Source organism: Ruegeria sp. BB6 (assembly GCF_056539385.1).
On record NZ_JBQFUW010000009.1, the window covers coordinates 105,538 to 124,957 of the forward strand.

Consider the following 19,420-nt stretch of genomic DNA (forward strand, 5'->3'; position numbering starts at 1 on the left):
TCGTTAGCGTGTCATCTGCAGTATAGACAGCGCGATCAGAACCAAACCCGAAGATCCGATTGCGATGCCCATTGGAAACTCGCGTGACTGGGCGGTGGACTTGAAGCGCGGCGAAGCGCTGCTGGCAAAACGCCTAAACAGAGACATCGCAACCAGCCCAACGGCCATCGCAGCCGCAAACAGCAAAAGGTAATAAGACACGACATCTGGCGGGATGGTCAGGAATACAACGGGCAGCATTTTGGCGTCGCCGCCACCCAGCCAATTGATGGCAAAAAGGGTTAGGCAAATAACAAAGCATGCCCCACCGATTAAAAGGCGAATAAGCAGATCATTCCATTCCAGAAATGGTGCTGCTGCAACAAATACGACAATGCCGGCGATACAGTACGAGTTCGGAATCCGGAGTTGGGTAAAGTCCGTCCACGCCATAGCTACGAAAAGTGGCGCAAACAGCCAAAGAGCAAGCCAATTCTGCCAGTCGTGTTCAGGCATCAAGCCCTTGCCTGATGCTGCTTTCCGTGCAGTGCTTCGCGTTCCTCAACCGATACCAAGCGGCGTGCCAGCATGTGAAAATTATCCAAACCAGTTTTCGAGTAGATATGCTTCAAATGCGTTCTAACGGTTGCCGGGCCAATTCCAAGCTCTTCGCCGATCCCCTGAGGAGAAATGCCGCGAGAGACCAACGTGCAAACACGCCATTCCGCGCGCGTCAATCCAGCCGGGTTTCCGGTGCTGAGGATCGGAGTGTCCGTAGCGCTTTTCCGGATTGTAGACACCGTTTGACGAGACAAGGCTTCGGTGACCAAACCCGGTCGGCGGCTTTGGTACGTTTCCGATAGCTGAGGAGCGATTTGTTCAATAGCTTCCTTGAACCCAGGTTCCGGGTTTTGCGCGAAATGCAGCTCAAGAAAGTCGATTTCACCGCCTTGATGGTCCAGGCAGACAAACAGGATGTCTCTTACCTTTCGGTGAGATACCCAGTCGACCAGGACGGCTGACAAGTTGCCGGGGTCTTCTCCGTCATCTTGCAGGCTGAAAACAGAAGCGCGCTTGGGCATATTGCGGAAAGAACCCAGCGCATCATTCGCAAAAGACAGGAACAGCGGACGGCTGACCGTGGGGTCGTGCGTATCTGCCCTGGCGGCCACACGATGTGCGCCTTTGTTTAGCCACAGCCGACTGATAACACCACATTCAGCGCCGAAGGCTTCAACAATACCTTTCAGCGCGGCGTCCAATACCAGACCGCCCTGGCTCCAGTGAATGAAATTGATGATGGCTCTTGCGTGAAGTGCGTTTGGCAGCCACACCCCGCTATGAGCTTTCCCCCCATCCATGTCACACCGTTCCGTTACTTGTTACAAAAAAAATTACAGGCTTATGATTTATAATGTCTTTTCACTTCTACCGATTCTACTCGGCCTTCTAGAATTATCATCAAAAAATTAACCCAAAATTAATTTCCACTAAATTCGAGGGCATCTGATGGAAGCTGTGACTAATTAGTCGCCGTGGCGGTGACAATGCCCCTGTGGGCGCGGCACTGTATCCTAATAGGGGTCTGCGGATGCGCCTGGAAAATACCTTTACCGTCACTGCCTGCGGCGATTTTTCGGTTTTCAGGTCCGGCATGGCCCTCAGTTTTGAGCGTGGGACTTGCATGAAAACAAGCGGCGGGCTTGGTCTGGAAATTCCAATTTTGCACTACGCTCTGGTTCTTTCGGGCCAAATTGGTTGAAGGCTTGTGGGAAAATATTTGTTCTGCTCGGTGCAGCGACCCATGGAATTTACTAATTATCACAACAAAAATAATGGCTAACCGATAGCTGATGAATAAATGGTTACAGATTTTTCAGCGCCCTGTGGATTTGTTTACACAAGATTCTTGCAAAATTAATGGGTTGTTGTGAATTTTTCAGAAGCGCCTCCATACTTGCCCTACGCAGAAATGCGATTTCGTCCGATGGAAGAGGAGCCAGAGGGCGGAAAACGGGAAATGGGAGGAATTAATGACTAATAAATCTGTCACACGCCGCGGCGTGCTGAAGTCCGGTGCCGTCGCGGGGACCGGTCTGGCCCTGCCAACGATCTTTACGGCTTCGTCGGCTGCCGCCTACACCAACGAACCGACAGGGTCCTCTGTCACTTTGGGGTTCAACGTCCCTCAGACGGGTCCTTACGCTGAAGAAGGCAATGACGAACTGCTGGCGCAACAGCTGGCGGTCGAGCATTTGAATGGCGAAGGCGACGGTGGTTGCCTGAACACGTTCTCGTCCAAGGCTCTGCAGGGGAACGGTATCCTCGGCAAGAAGGTCGAGTTCGTCACGGGCGACACGCAGACCAAGTCGGATGCCGCACGCGCATCGGCCAAGTCGATGATCGAAAAAGACGGCGCGATCATGATCAACGGCGGTTCGTCCTCGGGCGTGGCTGTTGCGGTTCAGGGTCTCTGCCAAGAAGCAGGCGTGATCTTCATGGCTGGCCTGACCCATGCCAATGACACCACCGGCAAGGACAAGAAGGCCAACGGCTTCCGCCACTTCTTCAACGCCTATATGTCGGGTGCGGCCCTTGCACCGGTGCTGGCGGCCGAGATGGGCAACGAACGCCGTGCCTATCACCTGACGGCAGACTATAACTGGGGCTGGACCCAGGAAGAGTCGATCGTCGCCTCGACCGAAGCCTTGGGATGGGAAACGGTCAACACGGTAAAAACACCACTCGCGTCGACAGACTTCTCGTCTTACATCGCTCCGGTTCTGAACTCGGGCGCGGACGTGCTGGTTCTGAACCACTACGGCGGTAACATGGTGAACTCGCTGACCAACGCGATTCAGTTCGGCCTTCTGGACAAGGTGGCTAACGGCAAGGACTTCAAGATTGTCGTGCCGCTCTATTCCGAGCTGATGGCCGCGGGTGCGGGCGAGAACATCAAAGGCGTTCTGGGGTCGATGAACTGGAACTGGCAGCTACAGGATGAAGGCACCAAAGCCTTCGTAAAGTCCTTTGGCGAGAAGTATGGCAAACCGCCATCCAACTCGGCCCAGACCTGTTATGCGCAGACACTGCTATATGCGGATGCCTGTGAGCGTGCGGGAACCTTCAATCCCTGTGGTGTTGTCGAAGCTCTGGAAGATTTCGAGTTCGACGGATTGGGCAACGGTCCGACCTGGTATCGCGGTGCTGACCACCAGTGCTTCAAGGACGTGCTGGTTGTGCGGGGCAACGAGAACCCGACCAACGAGTATGACACGCTGGAAATCGTTGAGATCACGCCACGTGCGCAGGTTGAATACGATCCCGAGCACCCAATGTTCGCCGGTGGCGAGCTGGGTCAGTGCAACCCGGGCGCATAAACCTGAGGTAAAGGTCTGGCTGCCTGACGGCGGCCAGACGTTTTTGGCAGGCTCGACGGCCTGCTGAACCACTCAATCCAAGCTGACCAATCTCGAGGTGGGGCCAATGGACGCCATCCTATTGCAAATTCTGAACGGTCTGGACAAAGGGTCGGCCTATGCGCTTATCGCATTGGGGCTGACGCTGATTTTCGGAACGCTGGGGGTTGTGAACTTTGCGCATGGTGCGCTGTTCATGATCGGTGCGTTCTGCGCCGTGACCCTGCAAAAGCTCATGAATCTGAGCTTTGAAACCGTTGACGAAACCCAAACGGACTTTCTGGGCAACCCGCTGAAAGTTGAAACGCCCTATGTCGAGGCTTGGTTCGGACCCGAGGTCGGAGCGAGCATCATCGACTGGTCTGTTCCTCTGGCGATCCTGTTTGCCATTCCGATCATGCTGTTTGTCGGATACGTGATGGAACGCGGCTTGATCAAACATTTCTACAAGCGCCCGCACGCGGATCAGATCCTGGTGACTTTTGGCCTCGCCATCGTTCTGCAAGAGATCGTCAAGTATTTCTTCGGTGCAAACCCGATTCAGACCCCGCCGCCTGACGCGCTGAGCGGTTCGGTCGATCTGGGGACCATGATCGGCTTTGACCCGAACGCGATCATCTATCCGATCTGGCGGCTGGTCTATTTCGGGTTTGCTGTTGCTATCATCGGCGCCGTGTTCTCGTTCCTGCAGTTCACCACCTTTGGTATGGTCGTGCGGGCAGGAATGGCTGACCGCGAAACCGTGGGCCTGCTGGGTATCAATATCGACCGGCGCTTTACCATCATGTTCGGTATCGCCGCAGCGGTCGCTGGGTTGGCCGGGGTGATGTACGGGCCGCTCAATCCGCCGAATTACCACATGGGTATGGATTTTCTGGTCCTGAGCTTTGTTGTGGTTGTTGTGGGCGGCATGGGATCGCTGCCCGGAGCGGTGCTTGCCGGGTTCCTGCTGGGTATCCTTGAAAGCTTTGCTTCGACCACCTGGGCCACGACCACGATACCGGGCATCAACCAGATCATCATTTACCTTGTCGCCATCATCGTGCTGCTGACGCGGCCGCGCGGTCTGATGGGGCGCAAAGGCGTGATGGAGGAATAATCAATGTTGGGACTGAACAAAAAAGACACCAGCCTGCTGATCATCGTTGCGATCCTGACCTTGCTGGCCCCCTTCATCCTGAACCCGTTCCCCGAGGGCAGCGCCATGGCGCAGTTCAACGCGGGCTACCCGGACTTGATGCAGCGCTTTGTGATCTTTGGCATCTTTGCCATTGGGTTCAACATCCTGTTCGGCCTGACCGGATACCTGTCCTTTGGCCACGCGGCCTTTCTGGGTGTGGGGTCTTATTCGGCCGTGTGGATGTTCAAACTGCTCAGCTATAACGTCATCCCGGCCATCGCGCTGAGCGTTGTCGTCGCCGCGCTGTTCTCGTTGCTGATCGGCTTTGTCAGCCTGAGGCGGTCGGGCATCTACTTCTCGATCCTGACGCTGGCCTTTGCACAGATGAGCTTTGCGCTGGCCTATTCGGTGCTGTCGAACCCCAAGTTTAACCTGACCAACGGGGAAACGGGTCTGCAGGTCTATGCAGACGATCCGCAAATCCTTCAGGGGGCCAATGCGCCCGACCTTCCACACCTGTTCGGGTTGCCGATGCGTGCGACCTATACGATGGACGTGGGCGCGTGGAGTTTCGATTTCAACGCGGGCTACTATCTGTGCGCTGTAATCATGATGGTCGTGTTCTATCTGGCCATCCGCATCTTCCGTTCGCCCTTTGGTATGATGCTGCGGGCGGTGAAATCGAACCAGCAGCGGATGAACTATACCGGTCTGAACTCCAAGCCATACACGCTGGCGGCCTTTGTGATCTCGGGCATGTATGCGGGACTGGCCGGTGGTCTGATGGCGGCGATGGACCCGCTTGCCGGGGCTGAACGGATGCAGTGGACCGCCTCGGGCGAGGTGGTGCTGATGACCATTCTCGGCGGCACTGGTACATTGATCGGTCCGGTTCTGGGCGCGGGCTTCATCAAGTATTTCGAGAACATCTTCTCGAAGATCAACGACAATGTCCTGCACAGCTGGTTCGCCTTTTTGCCCGACGGCCTGGAAGACGCCGTTGTGTTCCTGATCCACCCGTTCATCGGAAAAGGCTGGCATCTGACGCTGGGTATCCTGTTCATGCTTGTCGTCATCTATCTGCCGGGTGGCCTTGTTGAAGGTGGGCAGCGCTTGCTGAATTGGTTCAAGCGCAAGAAATCAGGCACCGACGACGCGCCGTCGGGCAAAACGGAACCAGCGGAATAAAGGAGGGCGATCATGGCAATTCTGCGAGTCAAAGACGTCAGTAAACGCTTTGGTGGCCTCAAGGCGCTGACGGATGTGAACCTGAGCGTCGAGGAAAACTCGGTGCACGCGATCATCGGGCCGAACGGTGCGGGCAAGTCGACGCTGCTGAACTGTCTGGTGGGCAAACTGATGCCGGATACCGGATCGGTTCTGTTCGACAACAACTCGGTCCTGGGGCTTGAGCCGTACCAGATCAACCAGATGGGCATCAGCCGCGTATTCCAGACGCCCGAAATTTTCGGCGAACTGACGGTGATGGAAAACATGCTGATCCCGATCTTCGCCATGCGGGATGGTGCGTTTCGGATGCACGCCTATGAGACGATTGCCAACGAAAAAGAGGTCGTCGAACAGGCCGAGGCGATGTTGGTCGAGATGAACATGGCCGACAAGCGCGAGATGCACGCCGCATCCTTGTCGCGCGGGGACAAACGACGGCTTGAGATCGGCATGTGCCTCAGCCAGAACCCGCGCCTTTTGCTGCTGGATGAACCCACGGCGGGTATGGCGCGGGCCGATACCAACAACACGATCGACCTGCTGAAACAGATCAAGGATGAGCGCGACATCACCATCGCCATCATCGAACACGACATGCATGTGGTGTTCAGTCTGGCCGAACGGATCACCGTTCTGGCGCAAGGCACACCTCTGGTCGAGGACACTCCGGAAAACATCCGCGGCAACCCCAAGGTCCGCGAAGCCTATCTGGGCGAGGCAGCGTAAGGAAAAGCTATGAACGAGAAACCTGACTTTTCAAAAAACGCGAATATGGCCAGCACCGCGCCTGCCTTTCTGTCGGTGTGGGACATGCATTCCTACTATGGCGAAAGCTATATCGTGCAGGGCGTCAGCTTTAACGTGCATGAGGGCGAGATTCTGGCGCTGCTCGGCCGGAACGGGGCAGGCAAGACCTCGACCCTGCGCTCGATCGCGCGGGTGGGTGAGCCCGAGGTGCGCCATGGCGAAATCTGGCTCGATCATCAGCCGCTGCACAACATGACCAGTTATGAGGCCGCGGCTGCGGGCTTGGGTCTGGTGCCCGAGGACCGCCGGATCATCCCCGGCCTGACGGTCGAGGAAAATCTGCAACTGGCCCAGATCGCGCCCCCAATCGGGTGGTCACTAGAGCGGCTTTACGAACTGTTTCCCCGTCTCGGCGAACGCCGCAAGCAAGAGGGCGTGACCCTGTCGGGCGGTGAACAGCAGATGTTGTCAATTGCTCGCGCGCTGGCCCGTGACATCAAGGTGCTATTGCTGGACGAGCCTTACGAAGGGTTGGCCCCGGTGATCGTGGATGAGATCGAAAAGACGCTGGTCCATGTCAAACAGCAAGGCATGACAACGATCATCGTCGAACAGAACGCTGTGCGTGCGCTGGAGCTGGCAGACCGGGCGATCATTCTGGATACGGGCAGCATCGTTTTCGACGGCACAGCCAGCGAAGTGCTCGACAATTCCCAGTTGCGCGAAGAGTACCTGGCTATCTGACACGCGCAGAACGGCAGTATGTTTCAATTCTATTGTGGCGGGATGGGTTTTCATTCCGCCATTTTCATTTGGTGGACCGGCTGCTTTCGTACTTCTTCGGTCAAAATAACTCGACCTATCAGGTGACTACGTTGGACTACGGGAAACCCCCTATATCTTGCCCCAGCATAAGTGGTTAACACAGGCTTATCCAAGGAATGACCACGGACAATACCACTTTTCCCCTGAGGGGCTGGCGACTTACCCCCTAAGCTGGCCCCTCGCTATCACGAGGTCAGTTGGTCCATCTCATTCAGCACTTCATTTACGAGCGCAGTCAATTTGCTGGCGTGGTCATACGTGCGCGAATGTGGAATTTCTGAAACGGGTGTTTTTCGATACCCTTCCGTGAACAACAGGAACGGAACCTTCGCCCGCTGTGCTGTTTCCGCGTCAACTTCACTGTCCCCGACATAAAGGCGCGGGCCAGCGGATGTCACCGCGTCAAAGCTTGCGTTCAAATGGGCAGGGTCCGGTTTGCGAACCTGTAACGTATCTCCTCCGAACACGGTGTCAAAATGATGGTCCAGCTTAAGGGCGCTTAGGATGTGTCGGGCAGGGGCCTCGGGTTTGTTGGTGCACACGCCAAGGACACACCCCATCTCTTGCAACTGTGCCAAGGCGTCAGCAACGCCGGGATAGGGGACCGTTCGGTCGCTTGGCGCAGCGTCGTAATATGTCAGCGTTTTTTGCGTCAGTTCTGCGTGCCGCTCTATCGGCAGCCCGCAGTGAAGGATCACACGCTCGACCAGTTTTGGCAGGCCGTTGCCGACGAACTGTTGGATTGTGTCCTGCGGCAGAGGTGCCGTGTCCACGTCCTGCAGCATGCTGTTCGCGGCCGCAGCGATATCGGGGATGCTGTCGACTAGCGTGCCGTCCAGATCGAACATGATTGTAGCGCTCATTACTGTCTCCGCCTGTATTCGCCTGGTGGAAGACCTAGCTTGGGCAACGCCTGTGTGCAATTTCGCAAGGCCGTGCGATCGTAATCTATTGTTGCTTGACATACCTGACTAAAATAATCAGATTAACTTTGGAGAGAGTCAGCCAGCCCGGAATCGGGTCAGCCAGATAATTGAGATGAAAACAGAACGGCTTGTCGCCTGAGAACCTCTGGAGTTGACCTGATGAACATGCAGAACCCGAATCCCAGCGAGTCTTTTGCTGTGTCCATGCTTCCGGCGCATAAGGCCGAAGACCTCACAAAAGGCGGTAATCTTGCTCATATTGAACTGGGCGATCAGCTTTACACGCTGCGCATCACCCGCGCCGGTAAATTGATCCTGACGAAATGAGCGGTTCGTCTTCGCGCGGCGGAGCACCGGTCGGTCATTTGGCCGACTTGAGTCCGGTTGAGGCCGGTGCCGTGATGTACCTGCGTTTATGGAGCGATGGCGGCCAGTCCCGCGTCGATGCGGCCAGCGATTTTGAGATTGCGCTGGGTGCGGACGTCGGGCGCGCCGCCATGATGACATTGGATCGGCTGTGTTCTCTTTGCGCCCATCATGGGCGTCGGCCCTTGATCCGGCATGGGGTGAATTGTTCCTGCTTGGGTGCGGATGAAAACTGTTTCGCCCAGATGATCGCCTCGGCATCTGAAGGTGCACGCGAGGATGCCATGATGATGGCATCGCTGATCGTGCGGGCGGATTTTGCCCCCGCATTGGCCTCGTTATCTGAAGAATTGGGGCTGGCACTGCGCCGCATGACGTCCGAAGTTCCTATGCCGACAACAGGGCATAAAATTCCTACAGCCGTGCTGCATTAACCAGCGGGCGAGAACCCTCGGCGCTCTCCTCGTGCCGAGGGTTTTCTTGTGTCAGCAGCAGCCGCATCCGGCATGGTGATGGTCATGATCACAGGTCGGGGCAGGGGAATAGTCGCCCACCTCGGTCAGCACGTCACGCAATGCCCACAGGATCATGTCGACATCATCCGCCTCGATCGTCAGGGGCGGGCGAATTTTCAGGATGTTGTCCTTTGGCCCTTCGCTGCCGATCAGTATGCGGTGATCACGCATCCGGTTTTTAACGTATTTACAGATTTCAGTGCCTTCAGAGCCGTCGGAGTTGATCAGCTCGACCCCTAAAAACAGGCCCATGCCCCGCACGTCGCCGACGCAGCCAAAATCAGCTTCGATCCCGCGCAGACCGTCCATTAACCGCGCGCCCATCACGCGGGCATTGTCCTGCAGACCCTCATCATCGACGATGTCCAGCACCTCTTTCCCGATCCGGCAAGACAAGGTCGATCCGCCAAAGGTCGAGAAGAACTCGATCCCGTTGTCAAAGCTTTGCGCGATTTCCTTGGTGGTGACCAGCACACCCAGAGGGTGCCCGTTGCCAATGGGTTTGCCCATGACCACGATATCGGGCAGCGCGCCCTGATGTTCAAAGCCAAAGTAATACTCACCCAGACGCCCCAGCCCGGTCTGCACCTCGTCGGCGATACACACCCCTCCGGCGGCGCGGATTTTTTCATAGACCGCAGGTAGATACCCTTTGGGCGGGATGATCTGGCCGCCAACCGAGGGGAAGGTTTCAGCGATGAAACCGGCGATGCCGTGGCCCTTGTCCTGCAAAGCGGCAATCGCAGGGTCCACAAAATCCGCGAATTTTGTGGCGCGTTCGGGATCGTCGCGTTTGAACGACCCGCGATAGTCGTCGGCCACCTCGACCAGTTCGACCCAGTCCGCCTGACCGACCCCGCCGGGTTTGTTGAATTTGTAGGCTGAGATCGCAACCGCCGCGTTCGTATTCCCGTGATAGCCGTGATCCGGCGTCACGATCCCCTTGGCCCCGGTATGGGCGCGGGCCAGCCGCAGGGCGAGCTCGTTCGCTTCGGTGCCGGAATTGACGAAGAAACAGACCTCAAGATGATCGGGTAGTTTCGACAGCACCTTATCGGCAAACGCAGTCTGCGCAGGGTGCAGATAGCGCGTGTTCGAGTTCATTCGCCGAAGCTGATCCGCAGCCACTGCCTGTATGCGTGGATGGGCATGACCCACATGAGGGACGTTGTTATAGGCGTCCAGATAGGGGCGACCCCATTCGTCGAACAGGTGGTGTTTCCACCCCCGCACCAGCATGACAGGATCGTCATAGGTCAGGCTCAGATTGCCGCCAAAATGATCATGCCGCCCCTGCAGGATCGCCCGTTTGTCGGTTGGCTGGTAGAACACCTTGTCGTCAGGCAAGTTCAGCAGCACCGCAGGGTTCGGGCAGACGGCTTGCCACAGCTCAATCTCATCCGGATCACCGACGCCGGGCCAGTTATTCTGCATACCGTCTGTGGTCATGGCCACCTGAAAGTGGACATGCGGCGCCCAGCCACCATTCTGAGAGACGTCCCCAAGCCGCGCAAAGGCCGCGCCTTGTGCCACGGGGTCACCGGGTTTCAGACGGTCGCAGACCTCGGTGTCAAGGTGGCCATAAAGCGTATAGAACGGATCGCCCTCGGGTGTTTCGTGGTGCAAGATCACGACACCACCATAGTCCAGATGCGCGTCGCGGTTCTCAACGGCCTCCACCCGCCCGCTCATCGGCGCGTGCAACACAGTTCCGGCTGGCGCAAACACATCTACAGCCAGATGAACTGTGCGCCGGTCTGACGCTTTCCATGGCCCCTTGCGGAATCCCGGTTCCGCATAGATCAGGCGCGGTTCGTTGTAATACCCCATCCACGGACCCGGCCCATTTTCCTCTCCCACACGGGCAGCTTCGGCCAAAGGCATATGGAACGGGTTCTGCGGCCATGTGCAGTTTTCAACTGAAAGCGAACCCATAGGGATGTCTTGCAGGCTCTGCCCGAGCAACTCGGCGAACTGACCGCGATGATCCGTCAGATAGGCTTGGATGCGCTCAGCCCCCTCAGTCACCGGCAACCCGCAGGCCACGCGCAGCCTTGCAGGCATCAACGCGCCATTAACAGCCGCGTTCTCTAGGAACCGCCACGCCGGCGCCTGGCTGATCGTTACGTACGGATCATCGGGGATTTCAGCGGCCATCAGCGTCGAGTTCACAACAGAAACCGCCAGCCGCATTCGCAACAGCGGCCAGATCAGGTCCACCTCTTCCGCCCGCAATCGATTTGCCGCGTGGTATCCGCGCACCAAAGCCGCTAGCGCGCGTTCCGGTCTTGGGTGGTCCAGAACGACGTACGCGCCTGCAATCGCGAGATCGCAAATGCGTGGCGCAGCGCACATGTCGCCCAGATCAATCAGGCCAGACACGGTCTGACGTTGCCCTAATTCGCCCTCGACCAACACATTGTAATCGTTTGCATCATTGTGAATTGCCTGTTTGGGTAGCTCTGCCAGCGTCGATGAGATCGCGTCGAACCCGTCGCAAATTTCTGTCAAAAGCGCCCGTCGCGAAGGGTCCGTGATCGCGTCCAGCTTTTCCGAGATCCAGCCCGCCTGCGTCAGATCCCACTTGAAGCCGGTGCGGTTCAAACCGCTATGCGAAAACCCTTCCAATGCGCGATCCGTTGCCCCCAATACGCGCCCCAATTTGAGTATCAGGTCTTCGGATTTAGGTGCAGCCTTGGCGTAACACTGCCCTGGAAGGCATTCCAACAGCCACGCCAGACGCGGCGCACCATCCTGATCGGCAATGTGTGGCAATACCACACCCTCAAGGTCTTGAAACACCTTCGGAAAGGGCAGCCCCGGCGCTGCGTGCGCGATATGGTCCAAAGCCTCTACCTGAAGGTCCACGAACTCCTGCTCACATCCGGTCCGCATGACCTTGAGCACATAGTCCTGCCCGTTGGTGGCCTGCACCAGAAAGTTAAGATCGTATTCGCCATCCAAACGGATCAGCCGGGCGTCCAAGCCCCAATGCTGACGCAGTGCGCTCGTCCAGAAATCAATCAAGTCGCTCATTTGAATTCCCGTCCCGCGTTCAGCGGGATCCTTTTCATCTGGCCCTAAATATCCTCGGGGGTGAATTGGGCCGGCGGCCCAAGAGGGGGCAGACAGCCCCCTTGCTTCATCCCAACGCGCGCAATCGTTTGATCAGGGACGAGGTGTCCCAGCGCCCGCCGCCCAGTTTCTGTACATCCTTGTAGAACTGATCAACCAGGGCCGTCACAGGCAGGGACGCGCCGGTTTCATCTGCAGTGCTTAGGCAGATGCCCAAATCCTTGCGCATCCAGTCAACGGCGAAACCGTGATCGAAATGGTCGTCCAGCATGGTCTCGTACCTGTTCGCCATCTGCCAGCTTCCAGCCGCGCCCTGGCTGATCACCTCAACCACCGACCGACCGTCCAGCCCGGCTTTCTCCGCAAAATGCAGCGCTTCACTGAGACCCTGAACCAGCCCGGCTATGGCGATCTGGTTGCACATCTTCGTCAACTGACCAGCGCCGCTGTCGCCGATCCGACGGCAGATTTTCGAGTATACCTGCATGATCGGCTCTGCCGTGTCATAGGCCGATTGGTCCCCGCCGCACATGATTGACAAGACGCCGTTCTCAGCCCCCGCCTGTCCGCCCGAGATCGGGGCGTCGACAAAAGCGATGCCGCGTGCCTTACCTGCGTCGTAAAGTTCGCGGGTCACCTTGGCGGATACGGTCGTGTGATCAACAAAGATCGCACCATCGGACATGCCGTGAAACGCGCCAAGTTCTCCGGTGCAGACCATGCGCAAGTCATCGTCGTTGCCGACACATGCCATGACAAATTCCGCGCCCTCGGCTGCGTCACGCGGGGTCTCTGCCATCGCGCCGCCGTGCTGGGCAACCCACGCTTCGGCTTTGGCTTTCGTCCGGTTGTAGACAGTGACGTCGTGGCCTGCCGCTTGCAGGTGACCGGCCATCGGGTAACCCATGACGCCCAAACCCAGAAACGCGATTTTTGCCATTTGGAGATCCTTTCTGATGCCCGCCCTGGATCTGTGTCACCAGGCTGGGATGTTTGCCAGAGACAAAGCAAAGCTGCGTCAAAAGAGCAACCCCGCGTCACGTTTTGCCGCCCAAATCCTGCAGGATTGGACAGTCGGGCCGATCATCTCCGGCACAAGCGTCAATCAGGTGCCCCAGCGTGTCGCGCATGGCGTTCAGGTCTGCGATTTTCGCTTCGATCTGGGCCAAATGCGCCCGCGCGACTTTCTTTACGTCGGCGCTTGCGCGGGTATCGTCCTCGTACAAGGCCATCAAGGTTCGGCAATCTTCGATGGTAAATCCCAAGGCACGGGCGCGTCCCAGGAAATTCAGCTTGTGCACATCCTGGCTGCGAAAGCGGCGGTATCCGTTGTCATCACGCAAAGGTTTGATAAGGCCGATATCTTCGTAATAACGGATCGTTTTTGCTGGCAGGCCAGTCTGGTTCGATACATCGCCGATATTCATGGTTGCACCGCCTGCGAAGTCTGGACATGTGCGCTTTCCGGCAGGCTTGCGCGAACGCGGCGCAAGCGCAGGGCGTTGGTCACGACAAACACGCTAGAGAGCGCCATCGCGCCTGCGGCAAGGGCAGGTGACAAAAGAGGGCCGCCAAATGGATAGAGCGCGCCTGCCGCGACCGGGATCAACAACGTGTTGTACCCGAAGGCCCACACAAGGTTCTGCCGGATGTTCCGCATGGTTCGCTGACTGATCTCAACCGCATTCGCGACACCGCGCAAATCACCGGACATCAGAACAACGTCGGCTGTTTCGATCGCTACATCCGTGCCTGTGCCGATCGCTACACCGATATCCGCAGCAGCCAGCGCGGGGGCGTCATTTATGCCGTCCCCGACAAAGGCAAGCGCGCCGAACTTGTCGCGCAGCCCATTGATCGCCTCTAGCTTACCGTCCGGCAGAACCTCGGCCGTAACATGATCAATGCCGAGCTTCCCAGCCAGCGCTTGCGCGGTGGCAAGGTTGTCGCCCGTGACCATCGCCAGCGTCAGGCCCATTTCGTGCAATCTGTTCAATGCCTCGACCGTGCCGGGCTTGAGCGGGTCTGAAACTGCGATCACTGCTGCCGCCTGGCCGTCAATGGCAACGAATAAAGTGGTCGCGCCTTCGGCTGCGCGCAGGTCGGCTTCGGGTTTCAAATCCGATAAGTCTACTTGGTTCTGTGCCATCAACCTTGGCGATCCGATCAGGACGTCATGCCCTTCGACCGATGCCTGAACACCCAGCCCGGTCAACGATTGAAAGCTGGTAACCGGTGGCAGTTCTGCTGGTCCGGCGCGCATGATCGCCGTCGCAATCGGGTGTTCGGACCGAGACTCGACGGCGGCTGCAAGGCGCAGGACGAAATTGCTGTCAAAGCCGTTCGCCGTCGAAACGCTCTCCAGCTCTGGGTGACCTCGCGTCAGCGTGCCGGTCTTGTCCAGCGCCACGACCTTGGCCTGCTGAAGCTGTTGCAGCGCATCACCCTTGCGAAACAGAACACCCAATTCGGCAGCACGACCGGTCCCCACCATGATCGAGGTTGGCGTTGCCAAACCCATGGCGCAGGGGCACGCGATGATGAGAACGGAAACGCCCGCGACCAGTGCCATTGGAAGGGCAGGCGCAGGACCAAAAAGCATCCATCCTCCGATCGCCAGCGCAGCGACTGCGATTACTGCTGGCACGAACCATGACGTGATGCGGTCGACCATTCCCTGAATCGGCAGCTTGGCGCCCTGAGCCTGCTCTACCATCCGAATGACTTGGGCAAGAACCGTATCGGCCCCGACGCGGGTTGCGCGCACGCGCAGTGCGCCGGTTCCATTGACGGTCCCCGCGACAACCTGATCTTCGGGGGACTTGCCAACCGGAACAGGCTCGCCCGTAATCATGCTTTCATCGACATAGGATGTGCCGTCCAGCACCTCGGCATCCACCGGCACGCGCTCGCCCGGCCTGACTTGCAGGACATCGCCCACTACGATCTCTGTGATCGGGCGTTCGATGGTCGCACCACCTTGTTCTATCCGAGCGGTTTTCGGTTGTAACCCGATCAGCTTTCGGATCGCTGCGCCAGTTTGCCCCTTGGCGCGGGCTTCCATAACGCGGCCCAAAAGGATGAGGACCACGATTACCGACGCGGCTTCAAAATAAACATTTGCGCTGCCCCGAGGCAGGACGTCCGGCGCGAACGTTGCAACGACCGAGTATAGATACGCGGCACCGGTTCCGATGGCGACCAGCGCGTTCATGTCAGGGGCACCGCGCAGTAGCGAAGGAACACCTTTTGCGTAAAAGACCCGCCCCGGACCGAACAGGAGAACCGAAGTTAGCGCGAATTGAATCAGGTGGCTGGCCTGAGTGCCGATTACAGAGTGAACCCAATGGTGAAATGCTGGGACCATGTGCCCGCCCATTTCCAGAATGAAAACGGGTAGTGCCAACGCGGCGGCAAACAGTGTGGCACGGGTCAGTGATTGCGTCTCTTGCGATTTGTTCCGGTCGCTTTGGGTTTGCTCCTCTGCCTCCACCACGTATGCGGGATAACCTGCCTTGGTGCAGAGCTCCGCCAGCGCCCGACGGGTTGTCGCCCTGTCCACATAGGTGATCACGGCGCGTTCGGTCGCGAGATTTACCTGCGCGTCGGTCACGGCAGGATCGCTTGTCAGCAGGCGTTCGATTTTTCTGACGCATGAGGCGCAGCTCATGCCTTCGATTCTCAGTATCGTATGCTCAAGCGCGGCCGGATAGCCCGCTTGGTCCAGCGCGTCTGTCAAAGCCTGCACTGGCCCGGCATAGGTGACACTTGCCGTTTCGGTCGCAAAATTCACCGAAGCCTTGGTAACGCCCGGAACGCTGGTCAGAGCACCCTCAACGCGCCCCACGCATGAGGCGCACCCCATCCCGGTGATTTTCAACTGCAGTGTTTGCGGAACGCCCATTCGACTCGTCCTGATATATCTTGTGGCTCCTAAATGGGGGTTCCAGTCACGGGAAGGTCAAGGGGGGTGCGCGTATTATTTGCGGCTGCTGAAGGAAATCAGTAGGCGGCTTTGCGATTTAGCGACTTGCGAGATGTTCCAGCAAAAGTGAGTTGTTCTGAGGCGGCGGGGAACTGCGCACAGCCTCGGGGGACACAAAAAAACCCAGCATCAGAATTGCGGATGACAGGACGCAACTCGCAAGGCAAGCGAACGCGAAATTAAGTGTGTGACGCGGCATAACAATCTTCCTTGTTTCCAAGACATCGGGTCTATTCGGGAAATCGTTTTAGGCTAGACCTGCGAGCCGTTGTTTCAGATCCTCGTTTTCGGCCTGGAGTTGAGCCAGTTGTTGACCCAGGTTATTGAGATGTGGCCGTAATTCGGCCTCGGTGAAGCGCGGCGTGATATGGCGCGGACAATTCCAGTCCAGCCCCTCGACATGAATCACGACGGCGCGTTCGGCCTCAGCCTCAGCGCCTTGGGGATAGAGGCTGGCGGCTGCCTCCTTGCCTTCGTTGAATTTGACCCGGCCCAGAATCTTTAGGCGTCGTCGGTTAGCGTAATCCATCAGGATCATCGCGATGCGGTCGTTGCCGTCCAAATTCCCGCGAGAGATATACTGCTTGTTTCCAGAGAAGTCGGCGTATCCAATGGTTCGGGCGTCGAGGACCTTGAGAAAACCAACGGGACCGCCGCGGTATTGCACATAGGGCCATCCGGTTTCGGACACGGTGGATTGATAGAAACCGTCCCGGGCCTCTATGAATGCCTTTTCAGCCTCGCCGATTTCATGTCCTTGCTGCGGTCCGCCTTCGATGAATTTGGCATAAGATTTTGCGGATCCCATACGCTCTTGATGTGCGCGGACAGTCGGGGTGAAGGTTAGTTCCGAGAATGCGCGTGGCATTGTAGATCCTTTCTACAGATTCAATTCGGTCAATCCGGGGTGATCTTCGGGGCGCGGGCCTTGCGGCCATTTTCGGCCATGCGCACATTTCGCTGCGCTGTGTTCTAGGTGAACGCCGGCAGGGGAGGGCGGGTCATGTCGCGATCCATCATGCAAGCGAGGCGGCAAGCAAGGCAACGGCCAGCAGAAAGGGAACGTATTGAGGTGAGATTGGGCTGGCTCGGCGTCGCATTTGCGAACTCCTTGGTTTACTGATCGGTACATCTTGCGGCTAAATGTGTACAGATCGGTAATCTATTTCAAGGTTTGATTTGAGATTTATTGTCCAATTTGGGTTTCATTGCGTGAATTTTTCTGCTTTTAGTCAACTTTTCTTGTAGGTAGTTGCAGTTTTTCGTCGGGAATAATATGTACAGATCGGTACATACAGGAGCAGTAGCATGCGCCCCAATAAACGAGACGAATTGGTCCGCAAGGCTTTGCAAGTCTTCTATCGTGACGGATTCCACGCCACCGGTATGGATAAGCTGGTTGCCGAGACCGGCGTGTCCAAAACCTCGATGTACAAGCATTTTCGCACCAAAGAAGAATTGATCCTCGCCGCGCTGCGCCTGCGTGACGAGAACTTCCGAAATTGGTTCCTGCGTCGAATTGAAGACCTTGCGGTTACGCCGGCCGACCAGTTGATCGCGAGTTTCGACGCTCTGGGAGAGTGGTTCGCAGAGGACGGTTTTCGCGGGTGCATGTTCATAAAGGCGGGCGCGGAGTTTCAGGACAAAGATCATCCGATTCACGTTCAGGCCGCTGAGCATAAACGCCTGCTGCTTGAGTATTTCACTGACTTGGCGCGCAAGGCCGGTGCCGAGGATCCGGCCGCCTTGGCATGTCAAATCCTGTTGTTGAAGGAGGGCGCTATCGTGACGGCGGTTCTTCTTAAAAGCTGCGATCCAGCCCGCGATGCCAAGGCAGCCGCGAAGGTGCTTTTGGATCGCGCTTTGGTCTGATGTCGCATCCCCGGAGGGCCGATTGCCCAAAAGACGTTGCGTAGCACGTCTCGGGACACATTGGATCGAATGAAAACCACGGCTACCTTGCCCGGAAAGTTGAATAGGGAGGACGCGCGATGTCGCTATTTACCACAACCGCTGGCTGGGTGACTGAAGAACACCATATGTTCGCTGAAATGGCGGATCGGTTCATGGATGATGAGCTGGTGCCAAATATCGAGCGCTGGAACGAAAATGGCGTGGTCGAGCGTGAGTTCTGGCGCAAGGCTGGCGACATGGGGTTGATGGCGGGGGCCATCTCGGAAGAACACGGCGGCGTCGGCGGCGGCATCGGATTTGACGCTGTCACGATGTATGCGCAGACGTCGCACGGGGATTCCGGCTGGGGTTATGCGATTCAGTCGATCGTGACTCATTACATCTCTGCCTATGGCAGCGAGGATCAAAAGCAGAAATGGTTGCCGAAACTGGCTTCGGGCGAGATGGTCGGCGCGTTGGCGATGACGGAACCTGGCACTGGATCGGATGTGCAGGCCGTGCGAACAACGGCAGAAAAGGATGGCAATTCCTACCGCCTGAACGGGTCCAAGATTTTCATTACGAACGGCCAAACCGCAGACCTGATCCTTGTTGCGGCGAAGACCGACAAGAGCCTCGGTGCCAAGGGAGTGTCACTTGTCGCCGTAGAGACTGGTGGGGCAGAAGGATTCCGAAAAGGGCGCAACCTCAAGAAGTTGGGTATGAAGTCCAACGATACGGCCGAGCTGTTCTTCGAGGATGTCAAAGTTCCGATGACAAACCTGCTTGGCCCGGAAGAGGGGCAGGGCTTTTATCAGATGATGAAGCAGTTGCCGTGGGAGCGTATGACCATTGCAATCGGTGCGCTGGGCGCGATCGATTTCGCCATTGCTGAAACGGTAAAGTACACCCAAGAGCGCAAGGCCTTCGGGCAGCGCGTGATGGACTTTCAGAATACACGCTTCAAGCTGGCAGAGTGCAAGACCAAGGCGGAACTGCTTCGCAGTTTTGTCAACGATTGCATCGCGCGGCTGGAGGCGGGCACGCTGGATGCGGCTACGGCTTCCATGGCCAAGTACTGGGGTTCGGAAATGCAGAACGAAGTCATGCACGAATGTCTCCAGCTTTTTGGAGGCTATGGTTTCATGATGGAGTATCCTATTGCCCGCCTGTATGCCGATGCGCGGGTGCAAATGATCTATGGCGGGACAAACGAGATCATGAAGGAACTCATCGCCCGTTCTCTGGACAATTGATGACAGCCGGCGGTCTCCCGCCCGTCGTTCATGTTTCTTAGGAAACATCTCCTCCCGTTGGGCAGGGCAAGCGCGGACGCAGTC

Annotated in this window: 17 protein-coding genes; 9 read left to right on the plus strand and 8 right to left on the minus strand. The window is 57.3% G+C overall.

Annotation, left to right across the window (positions count from 1 at the left end):
* Positions 1 to 3: 3 nt before the first annotated feature.
* Both ACR0B7_RS18395 and ACR0B7_RS18400 read right to left on the minus strand, forming a co-directional pair.
* Positions 4 to 495, minus strand: coding sequence for a prepilin peptidase (locus ACR0B7_RS18395; protein WP_170485614.1), 492 nt, complete (start codon positions 493 to 495; stop codon positions 4 to 6).
* A complete protein-coding gene (locus tag ACR0B7_RS18400) occupies positions 495 to 1,340 on the minus strand; it encodes a helix-turn-helix domain-containing protein (protein ID WP_170485615.1) in 846 nt (281 codons plus the stop codon). Before ACR0B7_RS18400 ends, ACR0B7_RS18395 begins: the two co-directional genes overlap by 1 nt.
* A 672-nt stretch (positions 1,341 to 2,012) precedes the next feature.
* Here ACR0B7_RS18400 and ACR0B7_RS18405 point away from each other — a divergent pair.
* The 5 genes from ACR0B7_RS18405 (at position 2,013) to ACR0B7_RS18425 (ending at position 7,239) form a co-directional block, all read left to right on the plus strand.
* Entirely contained in the window at positions 2,013 to 3,359 is a 1,347-nt protein-coding gene (locus ACR0B7_RS18405; protein WP_170385256.1) for a substrate-binding protein, read from the plus strand.
* Positions 3,360 to 3,465: 106 nt separating this feature from the next.
* Positions 3,466 to 4,497, plus strand: coding sequence for a branched-chain amino acid ABC transporter permease (locus tag ACR0B7_RS18410; RefSeq protein ID WP_170385259.1), 1,032 nt, complete (start codon positions 3,466 to 3,468; stop codon positions 4,495 to 4,497).
* 3 nt (positions 4,498 to 4,500) lie between these two features.
* Positions 4,501 to 5,706 (plus strand): branched-chain amino acid ABC transporter permease, encoded by a 1,206-nt coding sequence (locus ACR0B7_RS18415; RefSeq protein ID WP_170385262.1) that lies wholly within the window; start codon positions 4,501 to 4,503, stop codon positions 5,704 to 5,706.
* Positions 5,707 to 5,718: 12 nt separating this feature from the next.
* Entirely contained in the window at positions 5,719 to 6,474 is a 756-nt protein-coding gene (locus ACR0B7_RS18420) for an ABC transporter ATP-binding protein (RefSeq protein ID WP_170485616.1), read from the plus strand.
* A gap of 9 nt (positions 6,475 to 6,483) precedes the next feature.
* Entirely contained in the window at positions 6,484 to 7,239 is a 756-nt protein-coding gene (locus tag ACR0B7_RS18425) for a branched-chain amino acid ABC transporter ATP-binding protein (RefSeq protein ID WP_170416754.1), read from the plus strand.
* 266 nt (positions 7,240 to 7,505) lie between these two features.
* On the opposite strand, the gene gph is transcribed toward ACR0B7_RS18425, so the two are convergent.
* On the minus strand, positions 7,506 to 8,183 hold the full coding sequence (gene gph, locus ACR0B7_RS18430; protein WP_170485617.1) for a phosphoglycolate phosphatase: 678 nt from the start codon (positions 8,181 to 8,183) through the stop codon (positions 7,506 to 7,508).
* A gap of 222 nt (positions 8,184 to 8,405) precedes the next feature.
* Between gph and hemP the strand changes: the two genes are divergently transcribed.
* Positions 8,406 to 8,573: a hemin uptake protein HemP gene (hemP, locus tag ACR0B7_RS18435; RefSeq protein ID WP_170385274.1), complete on the plus strand. Its 168-nt coding sequence runs from the start codon at positions 8,406 to 8,408 to the stop codon at positions 8,571 to 8,573.
* Positions 8,570 to 9,046, plus strand: coding sequence for a hypothetical protein (locus ACR0B7_RS18440; RefSeq protein WP_170485618.1), 477 nt, complete (start codon positions 8,570 to 8,572; stop codon positions 9,044 to 9,046). Before hemP ends, ACR0B7_RS18440 begins: the two co-directional genes overlap by 4 nt.
* Positions 9,047 to 9,097: 51 nt before the next feature.
* On the opposite strand, the gene ACR0B7_RS18445 is transcribed toward ACR0B7_RS18440, so the two are convergent.
* The 5 genes from ACR0B7_RS18445 to ACR0B7_RS18465 form a co-directional block, all read right to left on the minus strand.
* Positions 9,098 to 12,163, minus strand: a complete 3,066-nt coding sequence (locus ACR0B7_RS18445) for an aminotransferase class III-fold pyridoxal phosphate-dependent enzyme (RefSeq protein ID WP_170485619.1) — start codon at positions 12,161 to 12,163, stop codon at positions 9,098 to 9,100.
* A 106-nt stretch (positions 12,164 to 12,269) separates the two neighbouring features.
* Positions 12,270 to 13,142, minus strand: coding sequence for an NAD(P)-dependent oxidoreductase (locus tag ACR0B7_RS18450; protein WP_170485620.1), 873 nt, complete (start codon positions 13,140 to 13,142; stop codon positions 12,270 to 12,272).
* A gap of 97 nt (positions 13,143 to 13,239) precedes the next feature.
* Entirely contained in the window at positions 13,240 to 13,629 is a 390-nt protein-coding gene (gene cueR / locus ACR0B7_RS18455) for a Cu(I)-responsive transcriptional regulator (protein WP_170416765.1), read from the minus strand.
* The gene (locus ACR0B7_RS18460) at positions 13,626 to 16,106 is read right to left on the minus strand and encodes a heavy metal translocating P-type ATPase (RefSeq protein ID WP_480682169.1); all 2,481 of its coding nucleotides are present in this window, start codon (positions 16,104 to 16,106) and stop codon (positions 13,626 to 13,628) included. Before ACR0B7_RS18460 ends, cueR begins: the two co-directional genes overlap by 4 nt.
* Before the next feature lie 328 nt (positions 16,107 to 16,434).
* Positions 16,435 to 17,055: a pyridoxamine 5'-phosphate oxidase family protein gene (locus ACR0B7_RS18465; RefSeq protein ID WP_170485622.1), complete on the minus strand. Its 621-nt coding sequence runs from the start codon at positions 17,053 to 17,055 to the stop codon at positions 16,435 to 16,437.
* A 440-nt stretch (positions 17,056 to 17,495) separates the two neighbouring features.
* Between ACR0B7_RS18465 and ACR0B7_RS18470 the strand changes: the two genes are divergently transcribed.
* Together ACR0B7_RS18470 and ACR0B7_RS18475 are read left to right on the plus strand one after the other, a co-directional pair.
* On the plus strand, positions 17,496 to 18,059 hold the full coding sequence (locus ACR0B7_RS18470) for a TetR family transcriptional regulator (protein WP_170485623.1): 564 nt from the start codon (positions 17,496 to 17,498) through the stop codon (positions 18,057 to 18,059).
* Positions 18,060 to 18,178: 119 nt separating this feature from the next.
* On the plus strand, positions 18,179 to 19,336 hold the full coding sequence (locus tag ACR0B7_RS18475) for an acyl-CoA dehydrogenase family protein (protein WP_170485624.1): 1,158 nt from the start codon (positions 18,179 to 18,181) through the stop codon (positions 19,334 to 19,336).
* Positions 19,337 to 19,420: the final 84 nt, after the last annotated feature.